The organism is Enterococcus sp. NBRC 3427, from assembly GCF_007996925.1.
GTDB classification, from domain to species: Bacteria; Bacillota; Bacilli; order Lactobacillales; family Enterococcaceae; genus Enterococcus_B; species Enterococcus_B lactis.
Map to the genome: position 1 here is coordinate 1 of NZ_BJLL01000009.1, position 25,483 is coordinate 25,483.

The following is a 25,483-nucleotide window of genomic DNA, read 5'->3' on the forward strand; positions in this document are numbered from 1 at the left end:
TCAAGGCGCTGATTTTACAACCTCTTCATATACATATTAGAAAATAGGTGGACATGATGAAAAAAAGCAGAATAAGAATACTGGACATCTTCATGGCAATCATTTTAGTCGTTGGGATCGGGATCTTTTCTTATCCTTTTGTAGAAGATTCACTGAATGATTTTCTTGCCCAGCAGATGATCATCCATTATCAAAAGCAGGCATCGAGTAAGAATTCAGAGGAAATAAAAAAACAGCAGGAAAAAATGACAAAGAAAAACCAACAGTTGGCAGAGCAAAACGTATCACCAGGGATAGGCAGTTTCAACCAAGCAGTTGATGCAAAAGAATTAAAAGATTTACCTAGTAATGCCTTTTTTATGGAACATATGCTTGGAGTCATCGAAATCCCAAAAATCAATGTCAGCTTACCTATATTCGATCAGACAACGGAAATCTTTTTGCAAAAAGGAACATCATTATTGGAAGGAAGTTCTTATCCGACTGGCGGGAAAAGCACACATGCCGTTCTTTCTGGGCATCGTGGACTCCCAGAAGCAAAATTATTTACAGATTTGCCTAAGTTGAAAAAAGGAGACCAGTTTTTCATCCAGATCAATGGAAAGACATTGGCGTATCAAGTAGAAAAAATCCAAGTGGTCTTACCTGATGAAGTAGATTCTTTGAGTATCCAAAAAGGTAGGGATCTCGTGACTTTGCTTACCTGCACTCCTTATATGGTCAATACACATCGACTGCTTGTGACGGGGCATCGTATTCCTTATCAAGCAAAAGAGGCAAAAAAAGCGATCCAAGGAATTGATCAATGGAAAAAATGGAAATTTATCACTTGGTTTATCGGTATACTACTTGGATCGATCGGCTTAGTTTGGCTACTCATCGCTTATTTAGATTCTTTGGGCATCGCTAAACGAAACTATCCTTTATCTTTTTATGTAAAGAACAAAAACGGACGACCAATCGAAGGGATGGTCTTTTCTGTAAAAACGCTCAACGGCAAACACTATATTACTAGAGAAAAAGTGCCATTTGTGAAAGCTTCTGATGAATACGGACTAGTGAGATTTTCTGATTTAAAAGGCGGGAACTATCGCTTGCAACACGAGGAGCTCCTACTTAAAATCCATGTAAAACATAAACATTCGAAACAGTTTTCAATGAAATTGAAAAAAGGAAGATACAAACTGCGAAAAGAAAAAGAGGTGTACTATTTGATTGAGAAAGAATGAATGAAGATGTCCAAAAAGCAGAGGGAACAGACTAAATGAAAAAAGAGAGAAGCTGACGAAATGGACGTGTAAACTGCTATTTTTGGTTTATTATCTGGAACGCCAGCTTCTATTTTTTTATGTTTCAGAAGAATTTTATTACTCTAGTATAACTTTTGAATTAGTTTCCATAACATTTGGAGCAAGGGGTTAAACCACGAGCTTGAGCTTCGCTTAAAGTGGCAGGGGTATACGTACCATTTCCACATTTATGTGTATGGTATTTTGAACCGGTCGGTGTGACATAGACAGTTTGTTCATTATTTTGCTCAGGAGCTGCGGCTTGCGCCTGCTGAGAGGCCTGTTCAGCTGCTGCTTGCTGTCGCGCCTGTTCGGCTTGCTGCTGTGCGATTGCTTCTTGCCTCGCCTGTTCGGCTTGTTGCTGTGCGATTGCTTCTTGCTGCGCTTGTTCTGCTTGTTGTCGTGCAATTTCTTCTTGCTTTTTCCGTTCTTCTTCTGCTTCTTTTGCTTTGATTGTGGAATCAATTGCAGCAAGACGGCTTGTCAACTCTTGTTTGTTTTCAGGTAGCGCTTGGATAGCTGCTGAAGCAGTTGCATAGTTTTCTTTTGTAGGATTTGCTTCAGCTTGTGACAAAGCAGATTCCGCTTCTGTCACTTTTTTTTCTAGTGCAGCTTTTTCCGCTTTTTGTTTCTCTTCTTCTTTTTTCTTTTCAATTTGTTCTTGTTCTTTCGATGAATCTGCCGTACTTTCGGAGATCGTGGTGCTGCTGCTGGAAGCCTGAGCTGAACTTGTGCTTTGAGTAGTAGACGTAGTAGCACCACACCCGCTTAACAAACTTCCTGCGACCAAAAACAACGCAACTAATTTTTTCACTAAATTTCCTCCTTAAGTAAAAAACAACCGTTTTCAATAAATGCCCTTTTCAATTGTTTACTTACTTGTTATAATAATTGTGTTATGAATAGTGATTGAGGAAACTTAATCTAATCCCGTGTTGATACACGGGATTTTTTGCTATAGTTCTGTTATTAAGTATGTAATAATAAAATATGTACGTTATTTTATTATTAGATTATTGACATTTATATAATAAACGATTAAATGATTCGTATCAAGAGAATGGTTAGGAAAAAAAGAGAAATAATAACAGGTTTATGCACCATTAACTGTTTTGCAGTGGGATATTTGTATCCGTTTTTTTCTTGTATGTAGTAAAGTAGATACAGGAGGAGAAAATATGCAGACTTTTTTAACAAAAGTTTCTCAAAAGAAAATCAAAATGATTCATTTACTGCTTGAAACGGATCGATGGTGTTCAATAGAAGAGCTACAAAACGAATTGAAGGTATCAAGTAAGTCTATCTTGAATTATCTAACAGATTTAGAAGAATTGTTCCAACAATATCCTGATAAGGTCATTTTGAAGAATGAGAATAATCGGCGCTTTTCTATGGAAAAGCAGGAGAACTTCCCAATCTACACTATTTATCTTCATTTCTACAGAAAATTATATAATTATCATTTGATTGAATTCATGTATCAACATCCTGAGAAAAATTTAGAAGATTATGCAGACGCTCAATATACGAGTGTATCCACAGTTTTTCGTTATGCGAAGTTATTAGTAAAGTACTTTGAGAGGTATCGGATCACATTCCATCCGTTTAAACTAGAACTTGAAGCAAAAGAACAGTATATTCGAAGTTTCTATTATTACTTTTATTGGCATTCTACTCGAACTGGCGGCTGGCCATTCAAGTTTTCAAAAGAAAAAATCGAGAACTATCTCTTGAAGTTTGAGAGAATCTATCATATCCAGCTAGATCCTCTTCAAAAACGAGTATTTTCTTATTGGCTGGCTGTTATTTTAGAAAGAAGCTCATTTGCTTCGATAATAGTCGATAAAACAGATCAACAAGTCATCAAGAAAGATCCATTCTTTTTGTTGATCGGACAATGGCTCGAAGCGATCGAGATTCCTTTATCGGAAGATGAACAGTATTTTTTGTATCAAGTGATTTATTCATTCGGCGTCATTGACGGAAATCCAACATACGAGAATAGTTATGCAAAGTCACATGAAATTAGTGACAGCTTGTGTTACAGAACCTTAGTAGCTTTAGAAAACGCTGTAAAGAAAGAATTTGATTTTCGATTGGATACAGATGATCAAGAATTAGTATTCAATTTTGTTGCTTTCCATGAAAGAAGCCGTTTCTTTTTTGGGAATACAGATCTTTTTTTCAATCGCTCTTATGCAAAAGAAATCAAAGCAGAAAATCCAAGGATATATAAAAGAATCAAGCAACTCCAAAAAACGGTGAGAAAATATGCTGAAAAAGAGGTACTGCAAGTAATAGATAATTGGGAGCAGCTTTTCTTGAATTATTATTACATTCTTGACTATTACGATTTACTCTTGAGCGCAATGGATCCGATAAAAATTCTCATACAGGATGATCTGCATCACACGCATCGTCTTTGGCTGATGAACAAGATCCATCGATTATTTGGTCATTCATACTTACTAGCTTTTTATGATTATCAAACTGCAATCACAGAAGTAGATTTGGTTATCTCAAATTATTATTTAGATACACAAGATATTCCATTGCTTTTAATGAAAAATCTTCCGACCGAACGAAATTGGCGGCAGTTGGAAGAGTTACTTTATCGAATCGCTCAAGAAAAATAACTGGACTTAAACTTTGGTGGCAGATTCTCTTTAGAAAGTTCAAATTTTTGAATTTCTGAGAGAATCTGCCTCTTTTTTGCGTATAAATACTGAATTAATCATATTACTTTTATTTTTTTTCCTTTTTTTAGAAATTTCTTAAACTAGAAAAGACGTTCTCTCCGTGCCAAAATTAGCCTTGGTTAAATTAAACCAATTATTATTTAGGAGGAATTATAAATGAAAATACAAGTGATTGCGTGTACGGCTCTAGGTTTGTTGGCGCTCAGTATCTCAGGGGGCTATGTTTTTGCAGAAGAGGACGATCATACATTTTCTGCAACAACGAACCAAGCAGATGTGACGTTAAAGGCTGGATCTGGAAATGATGTCACGCCTATCGTGCCAAATGATACGCATGATGATGATCCAAGTACTGGAGATACAGGAGCATTATCTATTCCATTTGCATCGAATATTACTTTTGGACAACAAGAAATAAAACAGGGGGATGCAGATTATTTTGCCTTGAATCAACGTCCACATGTCCAAGTCAATGATACGCGCGGAGGAGCAAAAGGTTGGACATTAGGCGTTTCGATCTCACCATTTATTGGAGAAAACGGACATGAGCTAACTGGCGCACAATTATCATTAGCTAATGGAAAAGTAGTGACAAAAGACAATCAATCCACACCGCCAACATTAGCAGATGCGCCAAAACAAACTTTTGTTTTGAATAATGACTACCAAAACGTGATGCTTGCGAAAGAAGGAGAAGGGGCAGGCGCCTTTGCAGCAGTATTTGAAGGAACAGATGGCAGCAATGAAAACGTCAAGCTTCATGTACCCAGTGCGGGAGTGGAAGCACAAAGCTATACAGCGGAACTAACTTGGGTGTTGACAGATGCTCCAGCATAAAACAAGAAGATGGGGATATGTCCTTCCCATCTTTTTTAGTAGCTTGTTTCTGTTGATCTTACTGTATTTCTCTGCTAGTTCATTTGCTGATCAAAACAAAGTCAGTTTTGATGCAGAAGCGATTTTACCTGAAAACCAGATTTCAGAAGCTAGTTATTTTGACTTGAAAGTACAAGCTGGTATACAGCAAAAATTGACAATTCAATTAACGAATACAAGTAATCGTCAAGTAAATGTCAAAGTAGAAGCGAATAACGCTGTGACCAACTCTAATGGTGCAGTGGATTATTCCAAGCACGGGGAAAAGTTACTAGGAAGTCCGACTTTCGAAGAGATTGCTTCGAAGCCACAAACCATTACGTTGAAACCACAAGAAATAAGACAAGCAACCTTCCAGTTAGATATACCTAAGCAAGGATTTGACGGTACGATACTAGGTGGATTCTATTGTTATGAGGAAACAAAAGAAAAAGAAGAAAAAAATGATGGATTCAGTTTGGCAAACAAGTTCGCCTATACGATCGGTGCTCAATTAAGTTGTTCAGATAAAAAGATCGATCCTGAATTTGCATTGTCTAAAGTGAAATCAGGTTTACAAAACGGCTATCTTACGTTATTTGCTACTCTGGAGAATAAGCAGCCGGTCCTAATGAGTCAAATGCAAATGGAAGCAGAGATAACGAAAAAAGGAAAAGATGGTGTCTTGCATCAATTGTCGAAAAAAATCTCTATGGCTCCAAGAAGCAAGTTTGAGTTACCAATCAGTTGGGAAAATAAACCATTGAAAAAAGGTTTCTATGAATTAACGATCCATTTGAAAGACGCTTTAGGGAAAAAATGGACACTGGTAAAAGCATTTGAAATCAAAGGAGATGACGAAAAACTGAATAAAGAAGCAGTACATGTAGAAAAAGAAGATGAACCAACGGATACCATGATGTATTTCTTCCTTGCTTTTTGCCTAATCGTCATCATTTGTCTGGTCTGGTATATTTCTAAATTGAAACGAGAGAAAAGCTAGTTTAGGAGGAGATAGACATGAAATGGGCAATTAGGTTAGGATTCTTCTTACTCATGTTCGGAATAGCATTACCAGTTTCTGCAACTGAAAAGACAACGAGTGAGGCTGGTATCTCTTTTTATCAAGAAAATAACCAAGGTAAGCATGTTCCGATGGAAAAAGTAACGATTACAGAAAATAGTACAGAAAAGCCGATGGCCATGGAAGAGATGTTATTTCCGAAAACAAATGAGAATACTTGCTGGCTGCTCATCATATTAGGCGTTTGTCTAATCATGATTGCAGAAATGTTATATCGCATGAAAAAAAAGAATAAGCAAAGCAGGAGGTAAGAAAATGGCTAAATCTAAAAAAATAGTACTGTCGGTTTTTACGCTTATTGTCCTGCTATGGCTATCGCCAAAAGTAGCAGCAGCTCCAAGACCACTTACGGATTTAAGCTATTTCCGATGGGCTAATCAAATCACGACTCCTGCAGATAATACATTCATCATGCATTATGGTAAGCATACTTCTGTAGAACCGATTGAGGGGAAAGTGACGGGAAAGATTGTCACGGTTGACTGGAGTACGAGTAAAAGTAGCGCCTTGATCAAAAATGTCGGTTTTTATAAGGGCCAAGAAGTGAATTTGAAGGTAACACTTGAAAGAAATAAAAGCAATTTAGATGGCGGGTCGATTTTTTTCACTGAAGGAAACTTTTTAAGTATCGATATTTCTGGTGAAATGATCATAACCTATGACTTTTTAGATACGAGTGGAAATCCTTTAACAATTGAGACCTCTTTCAACTATTATGGATTGAATGTCAATAAGTATGTAGGGTATCGCAATCCTAGCCGAGTAATCAAATATTTATGTACAAATAATCCGACGAATATCGTTTATGACGTGTATGGAGATGGGGACCGTCAGTGGGGAGACTATTGGGGCTATTATAAAAACATCACACCAAACGTACCTTGGAGAGATCCTAGACAAAGCTTTGAGGTGATCACAAATCCAGTCTCCCAACTTCACGTTGTGGTGCACAACAATGACAGCACACCATCTTCAGTTATATATCGAACAGATTTCTTGGCTAAGCCAGAGTTTCCTTCTGCTTATGCCACAGATTCTTTTTTTGAAAAAGCAGACCAAGATGTTTGCTTAAAGGCAAAGCAAACGATTCCTAATATTAGCCAATGGAAAAAAGCCAATCAACTCCAAGTTCGATTCGGTTTAGAGCAAATAGCTAAAACCCAGCAATACAAAGCAAAAAAAGTAAAAGTGACGAATTTTAGTGGAGAAGATATAACGGAATTATTCAGCAGTAAGGTCGAAGGGCAGGAAATGGTGATCACTGCGAAAAATCCTGAAGATCATCGCTTGTATGATACCGTTTTGCAATATGAAGTCGAGTTGGAATGGACAGGCAAAGAAAATGTAGTTGAAACTTCGGCCATCATAAATGATCGGCTACCGCTGCCTTTTAAAGTCAAAACGATTTTAAATGGACAGGAGACTGCAGAAAATACAGGTACTAGTCTCGTCAATTATTTAGGAGAAGTCCACATTCAATTTTTAGATGAACAAGATAGGTCTTTGAGTCAAGAAGTGGTTAAGACGGGTATCCTTACGACAGATTATGATTTATCGAAGGATTATCCTGAGATAAGCGGATTCTTTCCGATAAAAAATGAAGAAACTGATCATGGGAGATTCCAGCCAGAAACACAAACAATCATCCATCACTACCGCAAAGGCGAACCTTTGAGATTTGGATTGTTGAATAAAGAAAATCCTTTGATGGTATCCAGATTTAGTAAAAGCTGTACCATCAAATTCACATTTTTTCATGAAGGAGATTCAACTATCTATTTGATGGCTAAATGTAATGAGGAAGAAAAAAGACTACAGACCTACTCACATGTACCAGAAAAAGTAGAAGACGAAATAAAGACAGCTTTTCCAGAAAATTGGATTGGAAAAGAAGTTTCATTCTATGTAATGACTGACGACAAAGAACAGTCGCCGCCAGATAGAAGGAAATTAGCAGTCGAAAAAGGCCCGCAATTGCTTTTACCTAAAAGCATCGATTTTGGGGAACAAGAAATACCTGCCAATGACACATTTGTCGCGGCAGTAAACCAGAAAGAAATTCAGGTTGAAGATTCTAGCCATTTAGAACAAAGCAAATGGACAATCAAAGTCCGAGAAGAAAAACCGCTGATCAATGATAAGTCTAAGCAGTTATGTCCCTTGTTTTTCACTATCCAAGGAAAAACAATCGAATTAACTGGAAGTGATCAACAGATTTGGCAAGGAACGGGGAAAGCAAGTTTTGGGCAAATAGGAAATATCCAACTGAAACTAAGACCTTCAGATGAAGTTGGGGATTATGAAGGAACTTTAGTTTGGACAATGGAAGATGTGCCGATATAAAGAAAGAGGTTGTGAAATCAGCGCATTGAACGAATACTGAAGACCAGCTGATTGAACACCGTGAAACAGAGGTCGTGAAAAAGCTGCCCTGCATCAAGTAATACGACCAGCCAAACGGAAACAGTGTCTCATGTTTTTGATTTGGCTGGTCGTATTACCGCAGATGCAAGCTTTTGCCACACCTCTTTCTTGTCATTTACAGAATCAAATGTCAATGCTGCAAGCTTTCCCTTAATGCTGTAACACCAGTAAGAGTTGTCAAGACCAGCAGACTGACTAAGTAAATACCGCTCAAAAACAAGATTACGGCAGTTAAACTATAATGATCCATCAAAAAACCGATGACGATAGAAGAAAAACCACCAACAGCTCGTCCAAGATTCATAATGAAATTATTCGCCGTCGCGCGGATTTCTGTTGGATACAAACTACTAATCACTGCGCCATATCCACCATACATGCCATTGATAAAGTAGCCGACTATCACAGCGGCTACTACCAAACTCCACTGGCTATGGGCTAACACAAGTAGATAGACAGATAAGGATGAACAAATCAAAAACAGAGAAAAGGCTAGTTTAGGACCCACTTTATCCATGATCATGCCAAAAGTCATCATCCCCAAAGACATGCCTAAAATAGTACTGACCATCCACAATGAAGATCCAGAAACCGAAAGTCCTAATCGATCTTGCATAATCGAAGGCAGCCAATTCATTAACCCAAAATAGCCGGCGATTTGGACAGTCACCATGATACTAAGGCCACATGTTTGCCAAGCAAGATGTTTTGATTCAAACAGTCTGCTAAGTTTGGTTTTCTTTTCGTCGGATCGTGCAGATTTGAATTCCTTTGGTTCAGTCAAGCCGCGACGAATGAACAAGACCATCAACACCGGCAGTACACCTACGACATACAACATCTTCCAACCAAACGTTGGAATGATCACAGCGGCTAAAATCGCAGCCAAAGCCGCACCGACCTGCGCACCAATACCAGCAACCGAAGAAGCTCGTCCAATTTGTTTTTTTGAAAAACTTTCGGAAATCAAGGACATACATGCCCCATATTCTCCTCCCGCTCCTACACCTGCGATAAAGCGAAAGAGATAAACCAAGTAGATGTTTGAAGCAAAATACATCAATAAAGAAGCAATCGAAAACAGAAGGACCGTTTGAGAAAATACTTTCACACGTCCATATTTATCAGCTATGATGCCAAAAAAAATACCTCCAATGAGCATCCCCAAATTAGTGATCGTTGAAATGAAACCCGCTTGCGTACCACTAATATGAAAAGAAGCAATCATTGAAGATAATGAAAAAGCTAAAAACATAATATCCATATTCTCTAAAGCAATTCCCGCCGATGTCGATAATAATACCTTTCGCTGATACGTTGTCATTTTTATACCCCTTTTCCTAAAATTTCCCTAAATTGTTAAAAGTATATCCAAAAAAGAATAAAAAAACAAGTCTTTTTTATTCGAAATAATACACAAACAACCGATATAGATAATCCAGCCTAGTTTTAATAGAAATGAGTATTGACTTGGAGTACACTTAAAGTTGTAGAATAAATAAAATACATAAGTAAAGTGGCAAGAAATTAAGAGAAAGAGTGATCAGATGAATATCAAACAAGTCAGTGAAGAAAAGGGCATTTCGGCCGATACATTGCGCTATTATGAACGAATCGGGTTGATTCCACCAGTTAATCGGACAAAAGGCGGAATCCGTGATTATACAGAAGAAGACCTAAAATGGGTCGACTTTACGATCTGTATGCGAAATGCCGGATTATCGATCGAGTCTTTGATTGAATATATTCGCCTATCTAGCGAAGGAGAAGCAACTGTATTTGAGCGGCGTAAGCTTTTGATTGAAGAAAGTGAACTTTTGACGAAAAAAATTGCTGAAATGCAAGAATGTTTAGAACGTTTACAAGGAAAAATCAAGAAATATGATCGTGTGTCATCTAGAAATAAAATGGAATGTATCAAGTAAAAAATCAAGGAGCATCGCTATGGAGTTACGCTTACTAAAATATTTTTGGACAATTGCAGAAGAAGGAACAATCTCTCAAGCCGCAGAAGTTCTACATCTTACACAACCAACCTTAAGCCGACAATTGAAGGAGCTAGAAGAGGAACTAGGGACAGAACTGTTTGTACGTGAAAACCGCAAAATGATCTTGACAGAAGCAGGTTATTTTCTAAAAAGCCGGGCAGAAGAAATTTTAGATTTAACAAATCAAACCACTCAAGAATTCGAGAACAGAAAAAAACAATTATTCAGCGGACGATTTACGATTGGCTGTGTGGAAGCTGATAATTCGAATACATTGGCACTATTACTAGAAAAGCTGATCCGTGATTATCCCAACGTTCAATTTCATATCCACAGTGGAACAAGTGATGATATCACGGAGCGACTAGAAAAAGGCCTGTTAGATTTGGCGATTTTGCTAGATCCAGTAGATACAGAGAAATACGAAACGATTTTGTTACCAAGAAAGGAAAAATGGGGATTGCTCATTTCAGAAAATTCTGTTTTAGCAAAAAAAGACGCGATAACAAAAGAAGACTTTGCGAATGTACCTCTTTTGATCTCAAAGCGTCCAGAAATACAGCGAATGTTTGCTGACTGGTTAGGCATAAAAAAAGAGCAGTTGCTGATCACAGGAACGTACAATTTGATTTTCAATGTATTTGCGCTAATTGAGAATCAGGTAGGCGCTGCTTTAGTCATAGAAGGTGCTGTAAGTCATCATTCAAAGCGAGTGACATTCGTTCCGCTTGACCCAATGATTGAAACGAACTGCATGCTAGTCTGGAAAAAGAATCGGATTTTATCCCCTGTAGTCAATGAATTGATTCACCGTTTCAAAGAAGCTTTTGAACAGTAATAAGTATCTCTAATCGAAGAAAATTCAATAAGAAAGCAAGATGTATGACTGTCACTTTTCTAGATAAACGGCAAGTTCATAATCAATTCTATTTTGACACGAAACCTATATTTTAAATTAGGTAATTATTTGATTTTTTATTGAAAAATTTCTCATCAATATTAGACAATCTTTACTTTATAATTATCAAAAAAAGGAATTAAATTATTAAAAGGTGAAAAATTAGAGAAAATATATAACAATTAAGATTAAAAAACATAAATTGTTTTCTATTATTTATGAGAATGTGGTTTAATGGATGTGACAACTAGAAAGCGCTTTCTGTGTTGCGTATGCTATTAGACAAGGTAACCTTATAAGATAACTTTATTACATGTTTTTTGCGAATTTAAAATAACGATTAATATTTAAGAAAATGGAGGTATAAATTTTGAAAAAAATAGAGAATTTACTTTTAGTGGTGTTAATTTCATTATCACTTATAAGTGGATATTCTGTTTCTGCTAGTGAAATTAGGAATGATTATGCTCAGCAAACATCAAACAGTGTTGATCAACTGAATTATTCACCCAAAGGTAAAAATCCGTATGAAAGATCCCAAGATTTCACGGAATATATAAAGAAGCAAACTGGAAACAATAATATAACCTTTAAGGGATTCCAAACACCTAAAGGTTTTTCTAAAGAAGCGATTGATCCTCAATTATTTGTAGAAGACAATAGAATTAAAGCAGATCCAACAAAATCCCCTTATAAACAATGTGGTTATTTAGAAATGTATTTCTTCACTGGGACTTCAACGTTTGTTAAACAAGGTACTGGCGCTTTAATTGATAAAGATCGATTCCTTACGGCTGGTTCAATGCTTTATAGTCACGATCATGACTTTGAAGGATGGGCAACCGCGTCACTTATTTGGGTAGCAAGTCAAGATGGAAAAGGTACTTTAACAGAGGATCCATCTTCTGGACAAAATGGGGGCACAAATTTTCATTCAATGTATGGTTGGACGGCGCAAGAAGATTCTCGCTATGACATGGGATATATTGTTATGAATAGTTCACTTGAACAACTAGCGGGTAAGCTTGGCTATATTATTCCTGATGCTGGAGCAGTAAATTCTAACGTTGTCAGTTATACTGGAAACGCATTTAGTCAAATTATGTGGGGAAATGAGACAGTAGCAATTAACACTCCAGAATATATTTTTCATGATGTAACGATTTCAGAAGGTTCTATAGGTGCCCCAGTAATTCAAAATGGAAACATAGTAGGGATTACAACAACTCTAGAGAAGCAAGGATCAATGAATCAAGCTCTTGCGGTACGGCAAGAGATTCTTTCATTTCTTCAAGGACAATGAAGGAGATAGATGGTTCAATGTTAATGAAAAAAATGTTTATTATTTTGTTGGGAGCTATTTCCGTTTTTGGAGGATGCTCATCTGATGTAGATGATAAAAAAAATCTACAGCAACCTATATCTATTACACAAAAACAGTTAGATGAAACAGAAAATTTATCAGGAAAATGGTTCTACAATGAAGAAAATATACAGTTTAATATTGAGATTACAAATGATCAGATCAAAGTAAAAAAGAAGAAGACAGGAATCAAAGAAGAAGAAAATGTTTATAACATCTATGATTATAAAAATGAAAATGGAAAAATCAAGGTCTACGGAATAACGGATAAGAGAAATTTCTATATTTCTGAAGTAGATGTAGATGCAATTTATATTGGGGGTGGATTGGTAGATACAGATACAGAGAGTGCTTGGCAGATTAAATTATATAGACAAAAATGAGGTAATAAGATAACTAAAAAAACAAATGATGCATTCCAAAATTTGGAGGAAGAATCTATGAAAATTTTTTCGAAAAAAATGAGTACAACAGTTTTTTTATTCTCTATATTTATTGGGGTAGTAATAAATTCAAGTTATACTGTACAAGCAGATGAATTAGGTTACAAAAGCAATGTACTTTTAACTGAAACTATACCTAATGATTTAGTTGAAACAGTAAAAGCAAGATTACCTTATTTTGATTCCATATTATTAAATGATGAAGGAGTTGCTTCTGGAAATAAAAGTTTAGGTACGGCTTTTTCAGTATACGATGATGACAACCAGCAAACTTATTACTACTTCCCGTTATATGATGGTGATGGAAATATGATAAAAACTATCTTTTGTTATAATGCGGAAGGAGCCTGGCAAACAAACCTTAGTGGATATCTAGTTGAAGAATTAACTAGATTTGTTGAAGAAGGATCAAAGACCCAAGGTTTTGTTCAAAAAAACGCAGATTTGTATGCAATTGATCTTCAAAATAATTTAATATTATTTAATGATTCCCCAGTTTCAAATGGTTATATTCCCCCAAAAGATGTGACATTATCAACGTATAATAAAGAAAATTTAAAACAAGTGAAAATAGAAAAAAATATGTATACATTTTCTAACCCAGTAAGAAAATATTCTTCTTCTCCAAGTATTATTCCAAAAGCTGAAGGACAGAAATATCTTAATTTAGACTTTCTTGAGACTCAAGGTTCAAATAATTGGTGCGCGGCCTATGTCACAACTTCTATAATTAGATATGCTAATAAAAGTAATAGTCCGACTGCAAGACAAATGATGCAACACTATTATCCCAATTCTAGTAATTTAGAAAGTCAAGCGGCTAGTCGGGAAAAGTGCATGGATTATGGATATTTACACAACTTTTTTAATATGGTGAATGTTAACTCGCCTATTACAGTGTCCGGAACACAATTGGAAATTAATGAAGAAAGTCCATTTTATATTGCTGCATCGAGTGATAGTACGACAGCTACCCATGCATTTACTGTTAGAGGCTATGCTAACTTTGATTTTTACCAGACAATTTCCGTTTGGAATCCATGGAGCGACGCTAGTTATGGCTATGACTTGATGGATCCATCAAGTCATACTATTTCTACACATGGAATGGTATGGAAAAATTTTGGTACGATATATGGATGGCATCATCCATAACAGTCATATCTGAGTTAATAAAACGTAAGTAGTACATCAATATATTCAAGTCGCAGAAACAAATACTAGGTCTATCTTGTTTTATTTTTAGAACACAAGAACACTCAAGTAGGGAGGAATTCTCTTAAAGGGATTTTCTCCTTATTTGATGATTAAAGTCTATGTATCTTTACCGACACCAGAGGATAATTCTAAGGGTTTTAAATTTTATTAGACGCATGATTAGTTGAACAAGTTCTTTTACAAGCTTTTTCGTTACTTTATTCAGAAGATTAAAATAAGTATGTCCAGTTTCAAGCATAAAATATAAAAATTATCAAAATTGATCATTAATTGTGCTAGAATTGTAATAGTTTTACAATACGATCATTCTGGGATATTGAGATTGGAAAAATATATTTTTGTACCCACCCAAAAGTAAAAGGTACATTCGAAGTACAAATATTAGTACAGCGTAAACGAGATAAGTATCTAGTAAGAATCATTCGATTTACGGTGGAACAACGAAAAATTTTAAAGAAATATGGAACCAGATTTGTCGTAAAAGAAAAACAACTGATAGAAAAGTCAAAGAATTTTTTATGATTGAATAATCCAAGGCAAAAGAAATAATGTAGCAAAGCTACCTTGTTTCTTTTTTTGTATGTTTTTCTTCTTTACTTTTACAAAAGCGAACGTATGTTTTGTAATAAAAAAGTGGGGATGTTATTTATGATGGACTATTAGCAACTACCAGAAAAAATTGGCAATTTTTGTCATTTATCGCTGAAAATTTTGCCATTTAAAAAGAAAAGTGACATGTATGACAGTCTTGCTTTTGTATTTTTTCATTTTTAAATCAAAAAAAATAAAGAGATTTACACAACTCGTTGAATAAGCGCTTACAAATAAAAAAAGAACGGAAATGAATCAGCTATAATAACCGTTGTTCTGGATTGTAATCATTACAAAGAAATGAAGATTATAACTTTGGAGGTGTTCGAAAAGAAAAATGGGAGGGGCTTTCATGAAAAGAGTTAGAAAATGTTTGACATTGGTTTTTGTGTTGAGCTGCTTGATACAACTTTCTGCTTTCAACCAAGTGGTGTTTGCTGCAAGTGAAAAAAGTAGTGTAGGTATCACTTTTGAAGGAAGTGTTCCGCAAAGCTCAACCGATCCATCCGTACCATCCTCGCAAGATGCCGATCAATCGGCAGATCAATCCAGACCAAAGAAATACCCGAAAACCAACGAGATTCAGCAATCATTTATTACTTGGGGTGGAGTATTTCTTTTAGTAATCAGTTTGTTTTTAATATTTTGGAAAAGAAAGAGGAATAGAGAATGAAAAGAACAATTTTAGCTGCAGCATTAATCAGTACAACACTTTTGGCAGGAACATTAGCTGTACATGCAGATGATCTAAATGGAAAAAGCACTGCAAAGATCGGTTTGACGACACAAGATCCAGATCATCCTGTAGGTCCGATCGATCCGATCGACCCTGATGATAATCCTCCTTCAAATGATCCAACTGGAAATACTGGGGACTTGCGTATCGATTATATCTCAAACATCGACTTTGGCACTCAAACGATTTCTGGAAAAACAGAAACATATACTGCCCAAAAACCAGCACTAAGAACTGAAGCGCAGATTTCAGATTTACGAGGAACTGGTGCTGGCTGGAATTTGCAAGTTAATTACGCTACAGAAAAACCAGGGTTTACTTCAGAAGACAAAACATTGAATGGTGCAGAACTAACATTGCCTGTCGGAACTCCTAAAACGGTTGCCGATAACAGATCTGCAGCTCCTGCTACAAGCGAAGTAGTGGTCAATAATGCTGCACAAAACATTATGACAGCAGCTGCTAACGCTGGTTTAGGAACATGGGCGGATGAAATGGATACAGCAAATGTTTCGCTTAAAGTCCCATCAGGTAACTTGGTGGGTGATTACACAGCTACACTTGTCTGGACTTTGTCAGACGCACCAGCTTAATTAAACATTTATTACGAACGAATAAGGAGAGAATAACAACGATGAAAAAACAAGTATTTTACACATTAGCAGCGACAGTATTGCTATCAAGCTCATTATTAAGTACATTGAACGTACAAGCAGATGAAACAGAGCCAACCAAAGATTCTGCCACTTCTACAGCAAAGATCAGTTTTACAGGTGGAAATGATGATCCAGTTGATCCATTGATTCCAGATAATCCTGACGACCATGGAACAGGCGATCATGGACCATTATCAATTGACCATGTATCTGATATCACTTTCGGTACACAAGAGATCTCAGCAAGTGAGCAAGTTTATCATGCAGAAAATACAGAAGCCAATGTCCAAATCACTGATAAACGCGGGGTAGAAGGTGGCTGGATATTAACAGCAGCAGCTTCTCATTTTACAGCGGAAGATCATTCAGAATTAAAAGGTGCGGAATTATCATTCAATGGTGGGAAAATCCAAACAACTTCAGATAACACTAGCGAAAACCCAACAGCACATGATGTGGTTTTTGACAATACGGAAGCAAAACCAGTAATGACCGCCGACAGTTTGCAAGGACAAGGTTCATGGGTAGACCTCTTCCAAGGGACTAAAGGAGACAATGACAAAATACAGTTAAAAGTGCCTTCAGGTTCTGTTGAAGCAAAAGAATACACGGCAACGATCACTTGGACACTCACAGCAGGCCCAACTGCTTAGAATGGAGAGAAAAATGAACAAACTTCAATCATTGTTTGTTGCTGCTCTTAGTTTATTAAGTATTGTAGTGATGCCATTGACGACATACGCTGATTCAAATGAATCAGCGTATAGCGTCAATGCAAATATTCCCGACTTTCAAAAAAATAAGAACGTTTCTTATTTTGATTTGCAATTAGATCCAAATCAAAAAAAAGAGATTTCAATCCATTTAGCTAACTCAGCAAAAGAAAAAGCAATTTTTAGCGTAGATGTTAATAATGCTGCCACAAACAGTAACGGGGTCATTGACTACGGACAAACAGATTTGAAGAAAGATCCGTCTGCTAAATATGTATTGAATCAACTAGTCACTCCTAAAAATCAAGAAATTGAATTACAAGCTGGTGAATCCAAAGATGTGACTTTCCAAGTTCAAATGCCAAAAGATCATTTTAAAGGCATCATTCTTGGCGGAATACACATCAGTAAAAAAGATAATGTGAGTGAAAAAGTAGACGGAACAGCAATCCGTAATAAATATGCGTACGTGATCGGTGTGAAACTGCAAAACGATACAGATGCCGTCACGCCCGATTTGAAACTGAACTCAGCAAAAGCTGGTCTGCAAAATTCCTATACGACTGTGTTTGCTAATGTGCAAAATCCAACACCTGGAATCATCAGCAAAGTTAATTTTGATGCGAAAATCACGAAAAAAGGGTCAAAAGATGTTCTTTATGAAACTAAAAAGGAGAATATGTCGATTGCCCCTAATACGAACATTGACTTTCCAATCAGTTTGGATAAGGAGAAAATCGAAGCTGGAGATTATACGGTGACGATCGATGCCAACGAAGGGAATACAGATAAAACATGGCATCTGACAACTGATTTTACGATCCAGTCAGAAAAAGCCAAAAAGATCAACAAAGAAGCAGTGACAGAAGACAAAGGAATCCCATATCTCCCAGCTATCATCACAGTCGGAATCTTGTTATTATTGATCATCGCATTTTTAAGTTACAAATTACTTAAACAAAAAAAGTAGGTGAGTCTTTCAAGTGAAATTGAATCAGCCACTAAATAAATTATATGTGTTAGGCTTGTTTTTTTTATGTGTTTTTGGAAGCATTTGTTTTCACGCCGTTGATGTTTCGGCAGCTGATTATACAGAAATTAGCGAAGGACCAATTCTTGGGGGGCATGTTGAAGCATCTATTTCTTACAAAAAAGATCATTCGCCTAATTATACAGCAGTTGGAGATACGGTAACGGTTACGACCACTTTAGAAAAGTTGGATGATGGTGCTTTGCCCGATCAGTATAAACAATCTTCTGTTTTTATGCTGTTTCCGGATAAAACACAAGGCTTGCAATTACAGGGAGAACCTGAATTTAGATATGAAGTAGCAGGGATACAAGATACAGGAAGATTTGTTGAAACAACTAAAGAATTACATGTTAGTCTATTGACGTCTTTTAATTTGTTAGCTAACTATGAACACGGTGATCCACTGACTTATGATGGACGAATGACAGAAATCCCAATTACTACTGAATATGATGACGGTCCTTACGAGGATGAATATGCGTTATCAAACTTGTTGGTTTTAAAAGGTTCTAAAGTCATTTTAAGTTATAAAGCAACTGTAACAGAAGAAGCTTTGAAGAACGATAAATTTATGCTTCATGCCGCTGTTTATGATAGTAAAGCCGGTGATTTTGATTGGGCTCATTTTCTGACAGCATCTATGCCAAGTATCCAAAATTTAGGGATCTCATTTGACGAAGCTACTAAAGACAAAAAAATCGATATAAAAGACGATTCTTCTTATCAAACTACTTTAACTGGTTCTTGGGCTGGCGCAAAAGACGATATCCATCCTGTATTGACGATTGATGGCAAAGAAGTGCCTATTCCAGATGGTAGTTTTAAAGAAGACGGCACATTTGAAATCCCAGTTGACTTGAAGAATGTAGGGAATATTGGAACAAATAATGTCCATATCAAAATTTCTGATAGTAATGGACAAGTTGCGGAAGACGATGCAGTCATTACACTTGTCCAAGCATTGGTTCCACCAGAAATCAAACTTTCTGATTCTTTAGCAAATGCCTCCGTCAGTGTGTTTCCAACAGATCAGTCATTGACGATCGATGGGGAATGGAAAGATAAAGACAGTAATGCTGTTTCTTTATTTTATAAGCTGAATGGGCAAGAAAGAGTCTTACAAGACAATATCAGTAATACAGCAAAAGACTCATGGCTTCCTTTCTCACAAGAGATTCCTCTCGCTGATCTTAACACTGATGATAATCAAGTAGAAGTTTATGCCAAAGATGCAGAAGGTCAGTTATCTAATCATGAAAGTTTTAAAATCATATTGAATCAAGGAAACGTCAGCTTTAAATCGATCGATCCGGAGATCCAATTCAAAAACATGGTTATTTCCGGTACCACTGTTTATTCTTCACCACAAGCAACTGTTGGGGTAGTTGTAGAAGATACGACAGGAATTCCGAAAGATTGGCAGCTTAAAGTCAAACAGACCACATCTTTTTCTGACGGAACAAGAGATTTACCTGCGCAATTGACCTATCTGAATGGGGAAGAAAAGCTGTCAATCAATGATAGCTTAGCAGTGGATTTGCCAGTCGTTCAAAACAATGCTACGGATTATTCTCTGCAACAAGATGCGAACCATCAATTCCAGTTAGCTGTTTCACCAGGCGCTTATACTGGTGAATATCAGTCACAGTTGGAATGGACGATCGAAAGAGCACCATAAAAAATAAGAAGGGGAAACGTGGCTGTTTTTCCTTCTTATTTTTGTTATGATAGGGGCGAAAGGGTGGAGTTAGTTGATGGAGTCAATCATGTTTGTTCTCATTGCTTATCTAAATTTGTTTATTTGGATGAGTCTGTTGTTTAAAGGGGCGTCAAAATGGCGATTCCTCTTGTTTTATTTGGGGCTAATGATAGCTAATATGTTTTTTGTTCCATACACATTCGTTTTCTTTGCAATCGCTTATGCTGCAATGTGTTGGTTTTTATATCTTTTGGTAGAAAATATTTTTTTATCGTTCCTGTTACAAAATTTTTTATTGAATGTGGTAGGTATTTCCTTTTTCTTAGCAATCGATATCCCAAGGTATTTGGGATTTTATACTAGTTATTTGAATCTTTCAGTAGAATTAGTACTAGCAGCTAGTTTATTTTTGCTGATCAGAAAAGCAGATCAAAAGTATGATATATTCGATTATTTTAGTGGCTATACGAAAAAACTGAAAGGCTTGACGATTTTATCTGTTGTGATTTATGTGCTGATTTACATCTTTCATTTAGGTATTAGTTTTTACTCGTTGGATTATATCCTTACTTCGATCATCACGCTTTTATATAGTATTTTTTATACTGCTTTTTTTATTGTCTTTATTATATATAAGAAAAAGTTCCAAGTAATCGAACTTTATTTGAAAGACAATCAGGAAACAAAAGAATACTACGAGAAATTAGATGATTTCCGTCATGATTATTTGAATTATATTTCTGCGTTGGAATACAGCTTGGTGAATGACAGTCAGGAGAATTCTATCAAACTATTGACCCATTTAAAGGATTATTCTTTAGAAGCAATCGATGATGCGAGACACAATCCCTTGAAGCGAATCAGTGATCCGGCAGTACGCGGGCTTTTTTATCATTTTATGGAAAGAGCCAATCAGTCTGGCATTTCTTATGATATCCAAGTTCTGAATATCATCAATAATATCAAAGCAGATTATATCGATGTTCTTCGTCTTTTATCTATTGCACTGAATAATGCCATTGAACATTGTGATGAAACAAGAAAAGAAGAGCCAATCAATATTACGGTCAATCAAACAAAGGAGCGGTTTTATTTCAAAATCGAAAATCCTGCTGATATGTCCTCAACAAGCTTAGCTAAATTGATGAAAAGAGGAAGCTCAACGAAAAAAAATGGGGGACTCGGTCTTTATAACTTTTCGAAAATCACGGATAAATATCTGAATGCCAACTATGGAATCAAATATTTAAAACGTACGAAAATGTTTGTCTTGGAATTGGCGATTTATGAGAAGTCAATCAGTAAAACTGTATGAATAGCTAGCAAAGTGGAATAAGGAAGTTAAAAACGGGCAGGACAGACATGTCCTACCCGTTTGTTTGTTTTAGTTGGTCAATGTGGCGTAATAATTTTTTTACACTAGAAGAACTTAAAAGAAGTGTATCTTTATTTTTGAAATGGACTTCCATCATTTGTTTATCTACTTCTTTGATATTGAATGGATTGATAGAAAAACTTTTCAGATCATTAAAGAAATGATAGTCTTGGAATTTTTGTTTGATATTTTTCATTTTATCATGAATAACAAAGTTCTCATTTGTTCCATAAAATTCCAAGGTGGAGCGAGAACCATTGATCGTTGAGATATAATTGACTTCATCTGGCGCAATCAAAAAGACCCTTGTGGCGCCTTGCAGTTCAATGATAGAGGAAGATTGTTTTTGAGCTTCCAATTTTTCTAAAAGTAGCTGTTTCAATGATTGTGCAACTTCTTCTAAGTTTGATTTATCAAGATAGCGATCTGGGCGAATCTGCTGATTAATGATTTCTAATCCGCGTGTATTATCGTTTGATAGAAAAATAATCGAGCATTCTGGATTCTTGTTCCGTATTTTTTTAGCAAAATCAATGCCACTATGCAATGTCTTTAAATCAATGTCGATAATAAACAAATCAGAAGAAGAAAAGACCAGTGTATCTAAACGCTTATAAATCGTTTCCAACTCGCTGCTCGGGTATATTTGAAGAGAGAGGGCACTCAACTCTTTATGTTTTAGTAATTCTTTCTTCAATAATTCCTGATGAAACAAGTTATCTTCAATGTAGTAGATTTTCATGGTTCGATTCCCCTAAGACAGATTTCATTACGATTAGTATAACAGATTTTTTCTATAAATTTCATCATATAAATGATATTTGTTTTTTTATTAATCAGAAAATATGCATTTTTATCGTTTTAATGGACGGAATAAGCATAATGTTGATCGCGGTATTCTCTTGGCGTAAGGGAAGTTGTTTTTTTAAAGACCTGAATAAAATGACTTTGACTTGCAAATGAAAGCAATACGCTGATTTCTTTATAACTCTTGTCCGTAAAAAGCAACAAATGTTTACTTTCGTTGATCTTCCGTTCTTGGATATAGGAATGGATCGTTTGGCCCATTTCTTTTTTGAATAAAGCAGAAAGATGTGTTTTGTGCTTGTCAAATGTCTCAGCCAGCTCGTCAAGCGTGACGCGGTCGTAAATATGGCTGTCTATATAGTTGATTAGTTGCTTGACTAGCATGGATTTATCGGCTAGAGGTTGCTGATGGATCAGTTCCATGAAACGATAAGTCGCCTCTTTCATATAAGTGTGCCATTCATTAGAAGAATGGATACGGAACAAGCCTTGGATCAAAGCATCTGATAAACTAAAGGCCTGATTGATTGGGACTCCTTCATCGATACTGATACGTGTCAGTATGGCAACAAAAGCAGAGAATTTCAGCTTCAAACCTTCTAATTCATTTTCGGATAACTCGACATGATACGTTTCTTGCATCTTTTTAAATAACCAATCGATCTTTTCTGGCTGATTCCGTTTGATGTATTCTGTGTATCGAAGCTCAAATTGGTAAGAATCAAAAGTGGCTTCTTGCATCCGCCGGTCGTATAGACTGTCCTCCAACCGTTGATCTGTGGTAGAGCGCTGCTTGATTTCTTTTTGGTAAACCCAGTGCAATTCCTCTTTTTTCAACAGTTTGTGTGTTAGAAAAGCATAGGCAAGCTGAACGAATTCTTCAAATGCTGCAGTTGTTTCTTTCGTATAGTGAATACCGTAGTGATAGACATGGCCTTTGAATAGAAATGTATCGGGAGATTCTCCAATCATGCCGCAAGGGCCGATCAACAAGGAATAGGGTTTGCTGTCTGTCATAAAATCAAGCTTAGCAAACATAAAAGGAAAGTGATTAAATAAACATACGGGCTGATGTCCTTTCGGTGAAATGAATGTCTCCATGATAGGATGTATATCCCATGAAATCTCCGGATGGCAAACTTTGCCGCTTGAATCAAATAAAACCATGGGAATCAGATATTTTTTGTATAACAAATCCATTATTTTAGAAATCGCTGTCTTTTTCAATTATTTTCCTCCTGTCTATCCTTTTTCTTCCATTGTAACGCAAAAATAACATATTGAATATTAAATTTTTCAGGTATTTTCCTTCTATTTTTATATAAAGTCTTCTTTTGTTGTATAACAAAGAAAATTTTATCGTTATAATTAAAAATGTAAAAACGGTTACAAAAAAGGAGAAACTAATGGATGAAAAACAATTAAAGCAACTAGCCGATTCCTTGACAATAAAAGAAAAAATCGCACAAACAGTCCAGTTGAACGGCGACTTGTTTACTGATAGTGATGTGATGAATACTGGACCAACAAAGGAGTTAGGTTTTCCTGATGATTTTGATTTAAGTCAGATTGGTTCCATTTATAATATCAATGAACCAGAAAAGCTAAAAAAAATCCAAACAAAAATAATGGAAGAAAGTAGTAAAAAAATCCCGCTCCTCTTTATGTCAGATGTTATTTATGGTTTTCGTACCATTTTTCCTATCCCACTAGCACAAGCGGGATCGTATGATTTTGATTTGATCCAAAAAGCTGCACAAGAAACAGCAAAAGAAAGTTACTTAAGCGGACTACATGTTCTATTTTCACCCATGCTTGATTTAGTAAGAGATCCTCGTTGGGGACGGGTGATGGAGTCTCCAGGAGAGGATGTATATATTGCAAAAGAGTTTGCTAAACACGCTGTCCAAGGGTACCAAGGAGACGATCTCCAATTGATTGACAAATACCGTGTTGGGGCATGTATCAAGCATTTTGCAGGATATGGTGCCCCAGAAGCTGGAAGGGAATACAATACCGTCGATATGTCCAACCAACGTCTCTTCAATGAATACCTTGCTCCTTATCAAGCGGCAGTTGAAGCCAATTGTTTACTAGTCATGACCGCATTCAATGTGTTGAATGGTGTGCCTTCTACCGGTAATCGCTGGCTGAATCGGGAGATTCTTCGAAAGAGGTTCGGCTTTAACGGTGTACTGGTCTCTGATTATGCGGCTATTGAAGAGTTGGAAGTACATGGCTACACGAAAGATCAAGCAGACTCAGCTAAAAAGGCGTTAGAAGCCGGTGTGGACTTCGATATGATGACTTCTGTCTATGCCAATTCTTTAGAAAAATTAGCAGAAGAAAACAAAGAAATCTTACAATTGTTGGATGAGGCAGTATGGCGAATCTTAGTTTTGAAGAACAAACTTGGATTATTTGAAGATCCGTATCGAGGACTCGAAGAAGAGAACACAGGAGAAATCTTGACGGAAGAATCGAAAGAAGTAGCAGTCAAGCTAGTCGAAAAGAGTTGTGTCCTCTTGAAGAATGACGACACACTACCATTAAAAAAACATCAGAAAATCGCAGTTATCGGACCTTACGGCAAAAGTCGCCTGACAATGGGGTTCTGGGCCTCTGTAAGTGGTAAACCACAAGATAGTATCCCACTCAAAGATGGACTAGAACAGCATTTTTCAAAAGAACAGCTGCTATTTGCAAAAGGATTCAACCTGTTTGATTCCTATGAACCATTTGGACCGTTAAAAGCCGGAATTGAACAACTGAATGGAACGATTGAGGACGAGGAAACGTTAATCCAAGAAGCATTGGAAACTGCTGAAAAATCTGACGTGATTTTGCTGACGATTGGTGAACAATTTTTAGAAAGTGGAGAAGGAGCTTCTAAAACCAACCTTCGATTACCTGAAAAGCAAAAACGTTTGATCAAAGCATTAGTAGCGTTGGATAAACCAATTGTAGGGATTTTATATACCGGACGTCCGCTGGTCCTAACAGAGATCGAACCTTATTTTTCTAGTTTGCTGCTCGTTTGGTATCCTGGAACGATGGGAGGCATCGGTATTGCCAATCTTCTTGCAGGGGAAGCAGTGCCAAGTGCTCGACTTAGTATGACATTCCCACGGAGTGAGGGGCAGATCCCAATCTATTATGCACATGCTTCAACTGGCCGACCTTTAGAAACAAGTACGCATTCGACCCGTTTTGTGTCTAAGTATATTGATGAATCCAATGAGCCGCTGTTTGCTTTTGGTGCCGGGAAAACATATGGAAAAGTCGAAGCAAACTGGCAGGAGATACAGGATCAAGAAGATAAGCTGCAATTTGTTTATGAAGCAGTTAATCATTCAGCAACACCAATAGAAACAGTTATCCACATTTATGTAAAAGACAAGACAGCCTCTATTGTGCAACCAGTCAAACGGTTGATTGCGAGTCAAGTCGTTTCCATACACGCAGATGAGAAAAAATTGATTAACTTTACAGTATCAAAAGAAGCACTTATGTTTTATAACAATCAAGGGGAAAAAATTTGGGAGTCTGGCGAATTTACTTTTTCTCTCTCGACAGTAGATTCAGAAGAGGACCGTACAATTCAATTATAAA

The 25,483-nt window shown here is 36.5% G+C and carries 22 protein-coding genes; 18 read left to right on the forward strand and 4 right to left on the reverse strand.

The window, feature by feature from the left end; all coding sequences use genetic code 11:
* Nucleotides 1-56 precede the first annotated feature (56 nt).
* Nucleotides 57-1,229, forward strand: coding sequence for a class C sortase (locus ESP02_RS03315; RefSeq protein WP_038398615.1), 1,173 nt, complete (start codon nt 57-59; stop codon nt 1,227-1,229).
* Between the two features lie 160 nt (nt 1,230-1,389).
* On the opposite strand, the gene ESP02_RS03325 is transcribed toward ESP02_RS03315, so the two are convergent.
* Nucleotides 1,390-2,103: a hypothetical protein gene (locus ESP02_RS03325; RefSeq protein ID WP_002302966.1), complete on the reverse strand. Its 714-nt coding sequence runs from the start codon at nt 2,101-2,103 to the stop codon at nt 1,390-1,392.
* Nucleotides 2,104-2,467: 364 nt separating this feature from the next.
* Here ESP02_RS03325 and ESP02_RS03330 point away from each other — a divergent pair, with 364 nt between their 5' ends.
* From ESP02_RS03330 to ESP02_RS03350, 5 genes are all read left to right on the forward strand, one after another.
* Entirely contained in the window at nt 2,468-3,925 is a 1,458-nt protein-coding gene (locus ESP02_RS03330; RefSeq protein WP_146925983.1) for a helix-turn-helix domain-containing protein, read from the forward strand.
* A gap of 219 nt (nt 3,926-4,144) precedes the next feature.
* The gene (locus ESP02_RS03335; protein ID WP_038398617.1) at nt 4,145-4,825 is read left to right on the forward strand and encodes a WxL domain-containing protein; all 681 of its coding nucleotides are present in this window, start codon (nt 4,145-4,147) and stop codon (nt 4,823-4,825) included.
* Nucleotides 4,812-5,846, forward strand: coding sequence for a DUF916 and DUF3324 domain-containing protein (locus ESP02_RS03340; RefSeq protein ID WP_038398618.1), 1,035 nt, complete (start codon nt 4,812-4,814; stop codon nt 5,844-5,846). Before ESP02_RS03335 ends, ESP02_RS03340 begins: the two co-directional genes overlap by 14 nt.
* 17 nt (nt 5,847-5,863) lie before the next feature.
* Nucleotides 5,864-6,178, forward strand: a complete 315-nt coding sequence (locus ESP02_RS03345; protein ID WP_038398619.1) for a hypothetical protein — start codon at nt 5,864-5,866, stop codon at nt 6,176-6,178.
* 4 nt (nt 6,179-6,182) lie between these two features.
* Complete coding sequence (locus ESP02_RS03350) at nt 6,183-8,270, forward strand: hypothetical protein (protein WP_038398620.1); 2,088 nt, start codon at nt 6,183-6,185, stop codon at nt 8,268-8,270.
* A 211-nt stretch (nt 8,271-8,481) separates the two neighbouring features.
* Here ESP02_RS03350 and ESP02_RS03355 read toward each other — a convergent pair whose 3' ends face one another.
* Nucleotides 8,482-9,675: an MFS transporter gene (locus tag ESP02_RS03355; protein ID WP_038398621.1), complete on the reverse strand. Its 1,194-nt coding sequence runs from the start codon at nt 9,673-9,675 to the stop codon at nt 8,482-8,484.
* Nucleotides 9,676-9,898: 223 nt separating this feature from the next.
* Here ESP02_RS03355 and ESP02_RS03360 point away from each other — a divergent pair, with 223 nt between their 5' ends.
* The 11 genes from ESP02_RS03360 (at nt 9,899) to ESP02_RS03415 (ending at nt 21,004) form a co-directional block, all read left to right on the forward strand.
* Nucleotides 9,899-10,276, forward strand: a complete 378-nt coding sequence (locus tag ESP02_RS03360; protein WP_038398623.1) for a MerR family transcriptional regulator — start codon at nt 9,899-9,901, stop codon at nt 10,274-10,276.
* Between the two features lie 19 nt (nt 10,277-10,295).
* Complete coding sequence (locus ESP02_RS03365; protein ID WP_038398624.1) at nt 10,296-11,177, forward strand: LysR family transcriptional regulator; 882 nt, start codon at nt 10,296-10,298, stop codon at nt 11,175-11,177.
* 430 nt (nt 11,178-11,607) lie between these two features.
* Nucleotides 11,608-12,540, forward strand: coding sequence for a serine protease (locus ESP02_RS03370; protein ID WP_010732244.1), 933 nt, complete (start codon nt 11,608-11,610; stop codon nt 12,538-12,540).
* Nucleotides 12,541-12,557: 17 nt separating this feature from the next.
* The gene (locus ESP02_RS03375; RefSeq protein ID WP_038398625.1) at nt 12,558-12,983 is read left to right on the forward strand and encodes a hypothetical protein; all 426 of its coding nucleotides are present in this window, start codon (nt 12,558-12,560) and stop codon (nt 12,981-12,983) included.
* A 57-nt stretch (nt 12,984-13,040) separates the two neighbouring features.
* Nucleotides 13,041-14,198, forward strand: a complete 1,158-nt coding sequence (locus ESP02_RS03380) for a C47 family peptidase (protein ID WP_010732246.1) — start codon at nt 13,041-13,043, stop codon at nt 14,196-14,198.
* 1,006 nt (nt 14,199-15,204) lie between these two features.
* Entirely contained in the window at nt 15,205-15,525 is a 321-nt protein-coding gene (locus ESP02_RS03390; protein ID WP_038398626.1) for an LPXTG cell wall anchor domain-containing protein, read from the forward strand.
* Nucleotides 15,522-16,181 (forward strand): WxL domain-containing protein, encoded by a 660-nt coding sequence (locus ESP02_RS03395; protein ID WP_038398627.1) that lies wholly within the window; start codon nt 15,522-15,524, stop codon nt 16,179-16,181. Before ESP02_RS03390 ends, ESP02_RS03395 begins: the two co-directional genes overlap by 4 nt.
* 41 nt (nt 16,182-16,222) lie before the next feature.
* Entirely contained in the window at nt 16,223-16,897 is a 675-nt protein-coding gene (locus ESP02_RS03400) for a WxL domain-containing protein (protein WP_038398628.1), read from the forward strand.
* Between the two features lie 13 nt (nt 16,898-16,910).
* Complete coding sequence (locus ESP02_RS03405; RefSeq protein WP_038398629.1) at nt 16,911-17,927, forward strand: DUF916 and DUF3324 domain-containing protein; 1,017 nt, start codon at nt 16,911-16,913, stop codon at nt 17,925-17,927.
* A 13-nt stretch (nt 17,928-17,940) separates the two neighbouring features.
* A complete protein-coding gene (locus ESP02_RS03410) occupies nt 17,941-19,668 on the forward strand; it encodes a hypothetical protein (RefSeq protein WP_044146928.1) in 1,728 nt (575 codons plus the stop codon).
* 76 nt (nt 19,669-19,744) lie between these two features.
* Complete coding sequence (locus ESP02_RS03415) at nt 19,745-21,004, forward strand: GHKL domain-containing protein (RefSeq protein WP_114635884.1); 1,260 nt, start codon at nt 19,745-19,747, stop codon at nt 21,002-21,004.
* Nucleotides 21,005-21,056: 52 nt separating this feature from the next.
* Here ESP02_RS03415 and ESP02_RS03420 read toward each other — a convergent pair whose 3' ends face one another.
* Entirely contained in the window at nt 21,057-21,806 is a 750-nt protein-coding gene (locus ESP02_RS03420) for a LytTR family DNA-binding domain-containing protein (protein ID WP_010732253.1), read from the reverse strand.
* 119 nt (nt 21,807-21,925) lie between these two features.
* Nucleotides 21,926-23,071 (reverse strand): helix-turn-helix domain-containing protein, encoded by a 1,146-nt coding sequence (locus ESP02_RS03425; RefSeq protein WP_038399207.1) that lies wholly within the window; start codon nt 23,069-23,071, stop codon nt 21,926-21,928.
* Nucleotides 23,072-23,277: 206 nt separating this feature from the next.
* On the opposite strand from ESP02_RS03425, the gene ESP02_RS03430 reads away from it, so the two are divergent.
* Nucleotides 23,278-25,482, forward strand: coding sequence for a glycoside hydrolase family 3 N-terminal domain-containing protein (locus ESP02_RS03430; protein WP_038398639.1), 2,205 nt, complete (start codon nt 23,278-23,280; stop codon nt 25,480-25,482).
* Nucleotide 25,483 lies beyond the last annotated feature (1 nt).

Coding starts and splice junctions, on each gene's coding strand:
- ESP02_RS03390 (WP_038398626.1), top strand. CDS start 15,205: ATGAAAAGAGTTAGAAAATGTTTGACATTGGTTTTTGTGTTGAGCTGC.
- ESP02_RS03350 (WP_038398620.1), top strand. CDS start 6,183: ATGGCTAAATCTAAAAAAATAGTACTGTCGGTTTTTACGCTTATTGTC.
- ESP02_RS03395 (WP_038398627.1), top strand. CDS start 15,522: ATGAAAAGAACAATTTTAGCTGCAGCATTAATCAGTACAACACTTTTG.
- ESP02_RS03405 (WP_038398629.1), top strand. CDS start 16,911: ATGAACAAACTTCAATCATTGTTTGTTGCTGCTCTTAGTTTATTAAGT.
- ESP02_RS03365 (WP_038398624.1), top strand. CDS start 10,296: ATGGAGTTACGCTTACTAAAATATTTTTGGACAATTGCAGAAGAAGGA.
- ESP02_RS03415 (WP_114635884.1), top strand. CDS start 19,745: ATGGAGTCAATCATGTTTGTTCTCATTGCTTATCTAAATTTGTTTATT.
- ESP02_RS03335 (WP_038398617.1), top strand. CDS start 4,145: ATGAAAATACAAGTGATTGCGTGTACGGCTCTAGGTTTGTTGGCGCTC.
- ESP02_RS03345 (WP_038398619.1), top strand. CDS start 5,864: ATGAAATGGGCAATTAGGTTAGGATTCTTCTTACTCATGTTCGGAATA.
- ESP02_RS03375 (WP_038398625.1), top strand. CDS start 12,558: ATGTTAATGAAAAAAATGTTTATTATTTTGTTGGGAGCTATTTCCGTT.
- ESP02_RS03340 (WP_038398618.1), top strand. CDS start 4,812: ATGCTCCAGCATAAAACAAGAAGATGGGGATATGTCCTTCCCATCTTT.
- ESP02_RS03380 (WP_010732246.1), top strand. CDS start 13,041: ATGAAAATTTTTTCGAAAAAAATGAGTACAACAGTTTTTTTATTCTCT.
- ESP02_RS03355 (WP_038398621.1), bottom strand. CDS start 9,675: ATGACAACGTATCAGCGAAAGGTATTATTATCGACATCGGCGGGAATT.
- ESP02_RS03425 (WP_038399207.1), bottom strand. CDS start 23,071: ATGGATTTGTTATACAAAAAATATCTGATTCCCATGGTTTTATTTGAT.
- ESP02_RS03400 (WP_038398628.1), top strand. CDS start 16,223: ATGAAAAAACAAGTATTTTACACATTAGCAGCGACAGTATTGCTATCA.
- ESP02_RS03330 (WP_146925983.1), top strand. CDS start 2,468: ATGCAGACTTTTTTAACAAAAGTTTCTCAAAAGAAAATCAAAATGATT.
- ESP02_RS03315 (WP_038398615.1), top strand. CDS start 57: ATGAAAAAAAGCAGAATAAGAATACTGGACATCTTCATGGCAATCATT.
- ESP02_RS03360 (WP_038398623.1), top strand. CDS start 9,899: ATGAATATCAAACAAGTCAGTGAAGAAAAGGGCATTTCGGCCGATACA.
- ESP02_RS03420 (WP_010732253.1), bottom strand. CDS start 21,806: ATGAAAATCTACTACATTGAAGATAACTTGTTTCATCAGGAATTATTG.
- ESP02_RS03430 (WP_038398639.1), top strand. CDS start 23,278: ATGGATGAAAAACAATTAAAGCAACTAGCCGATTCCTTGACAATAAAA.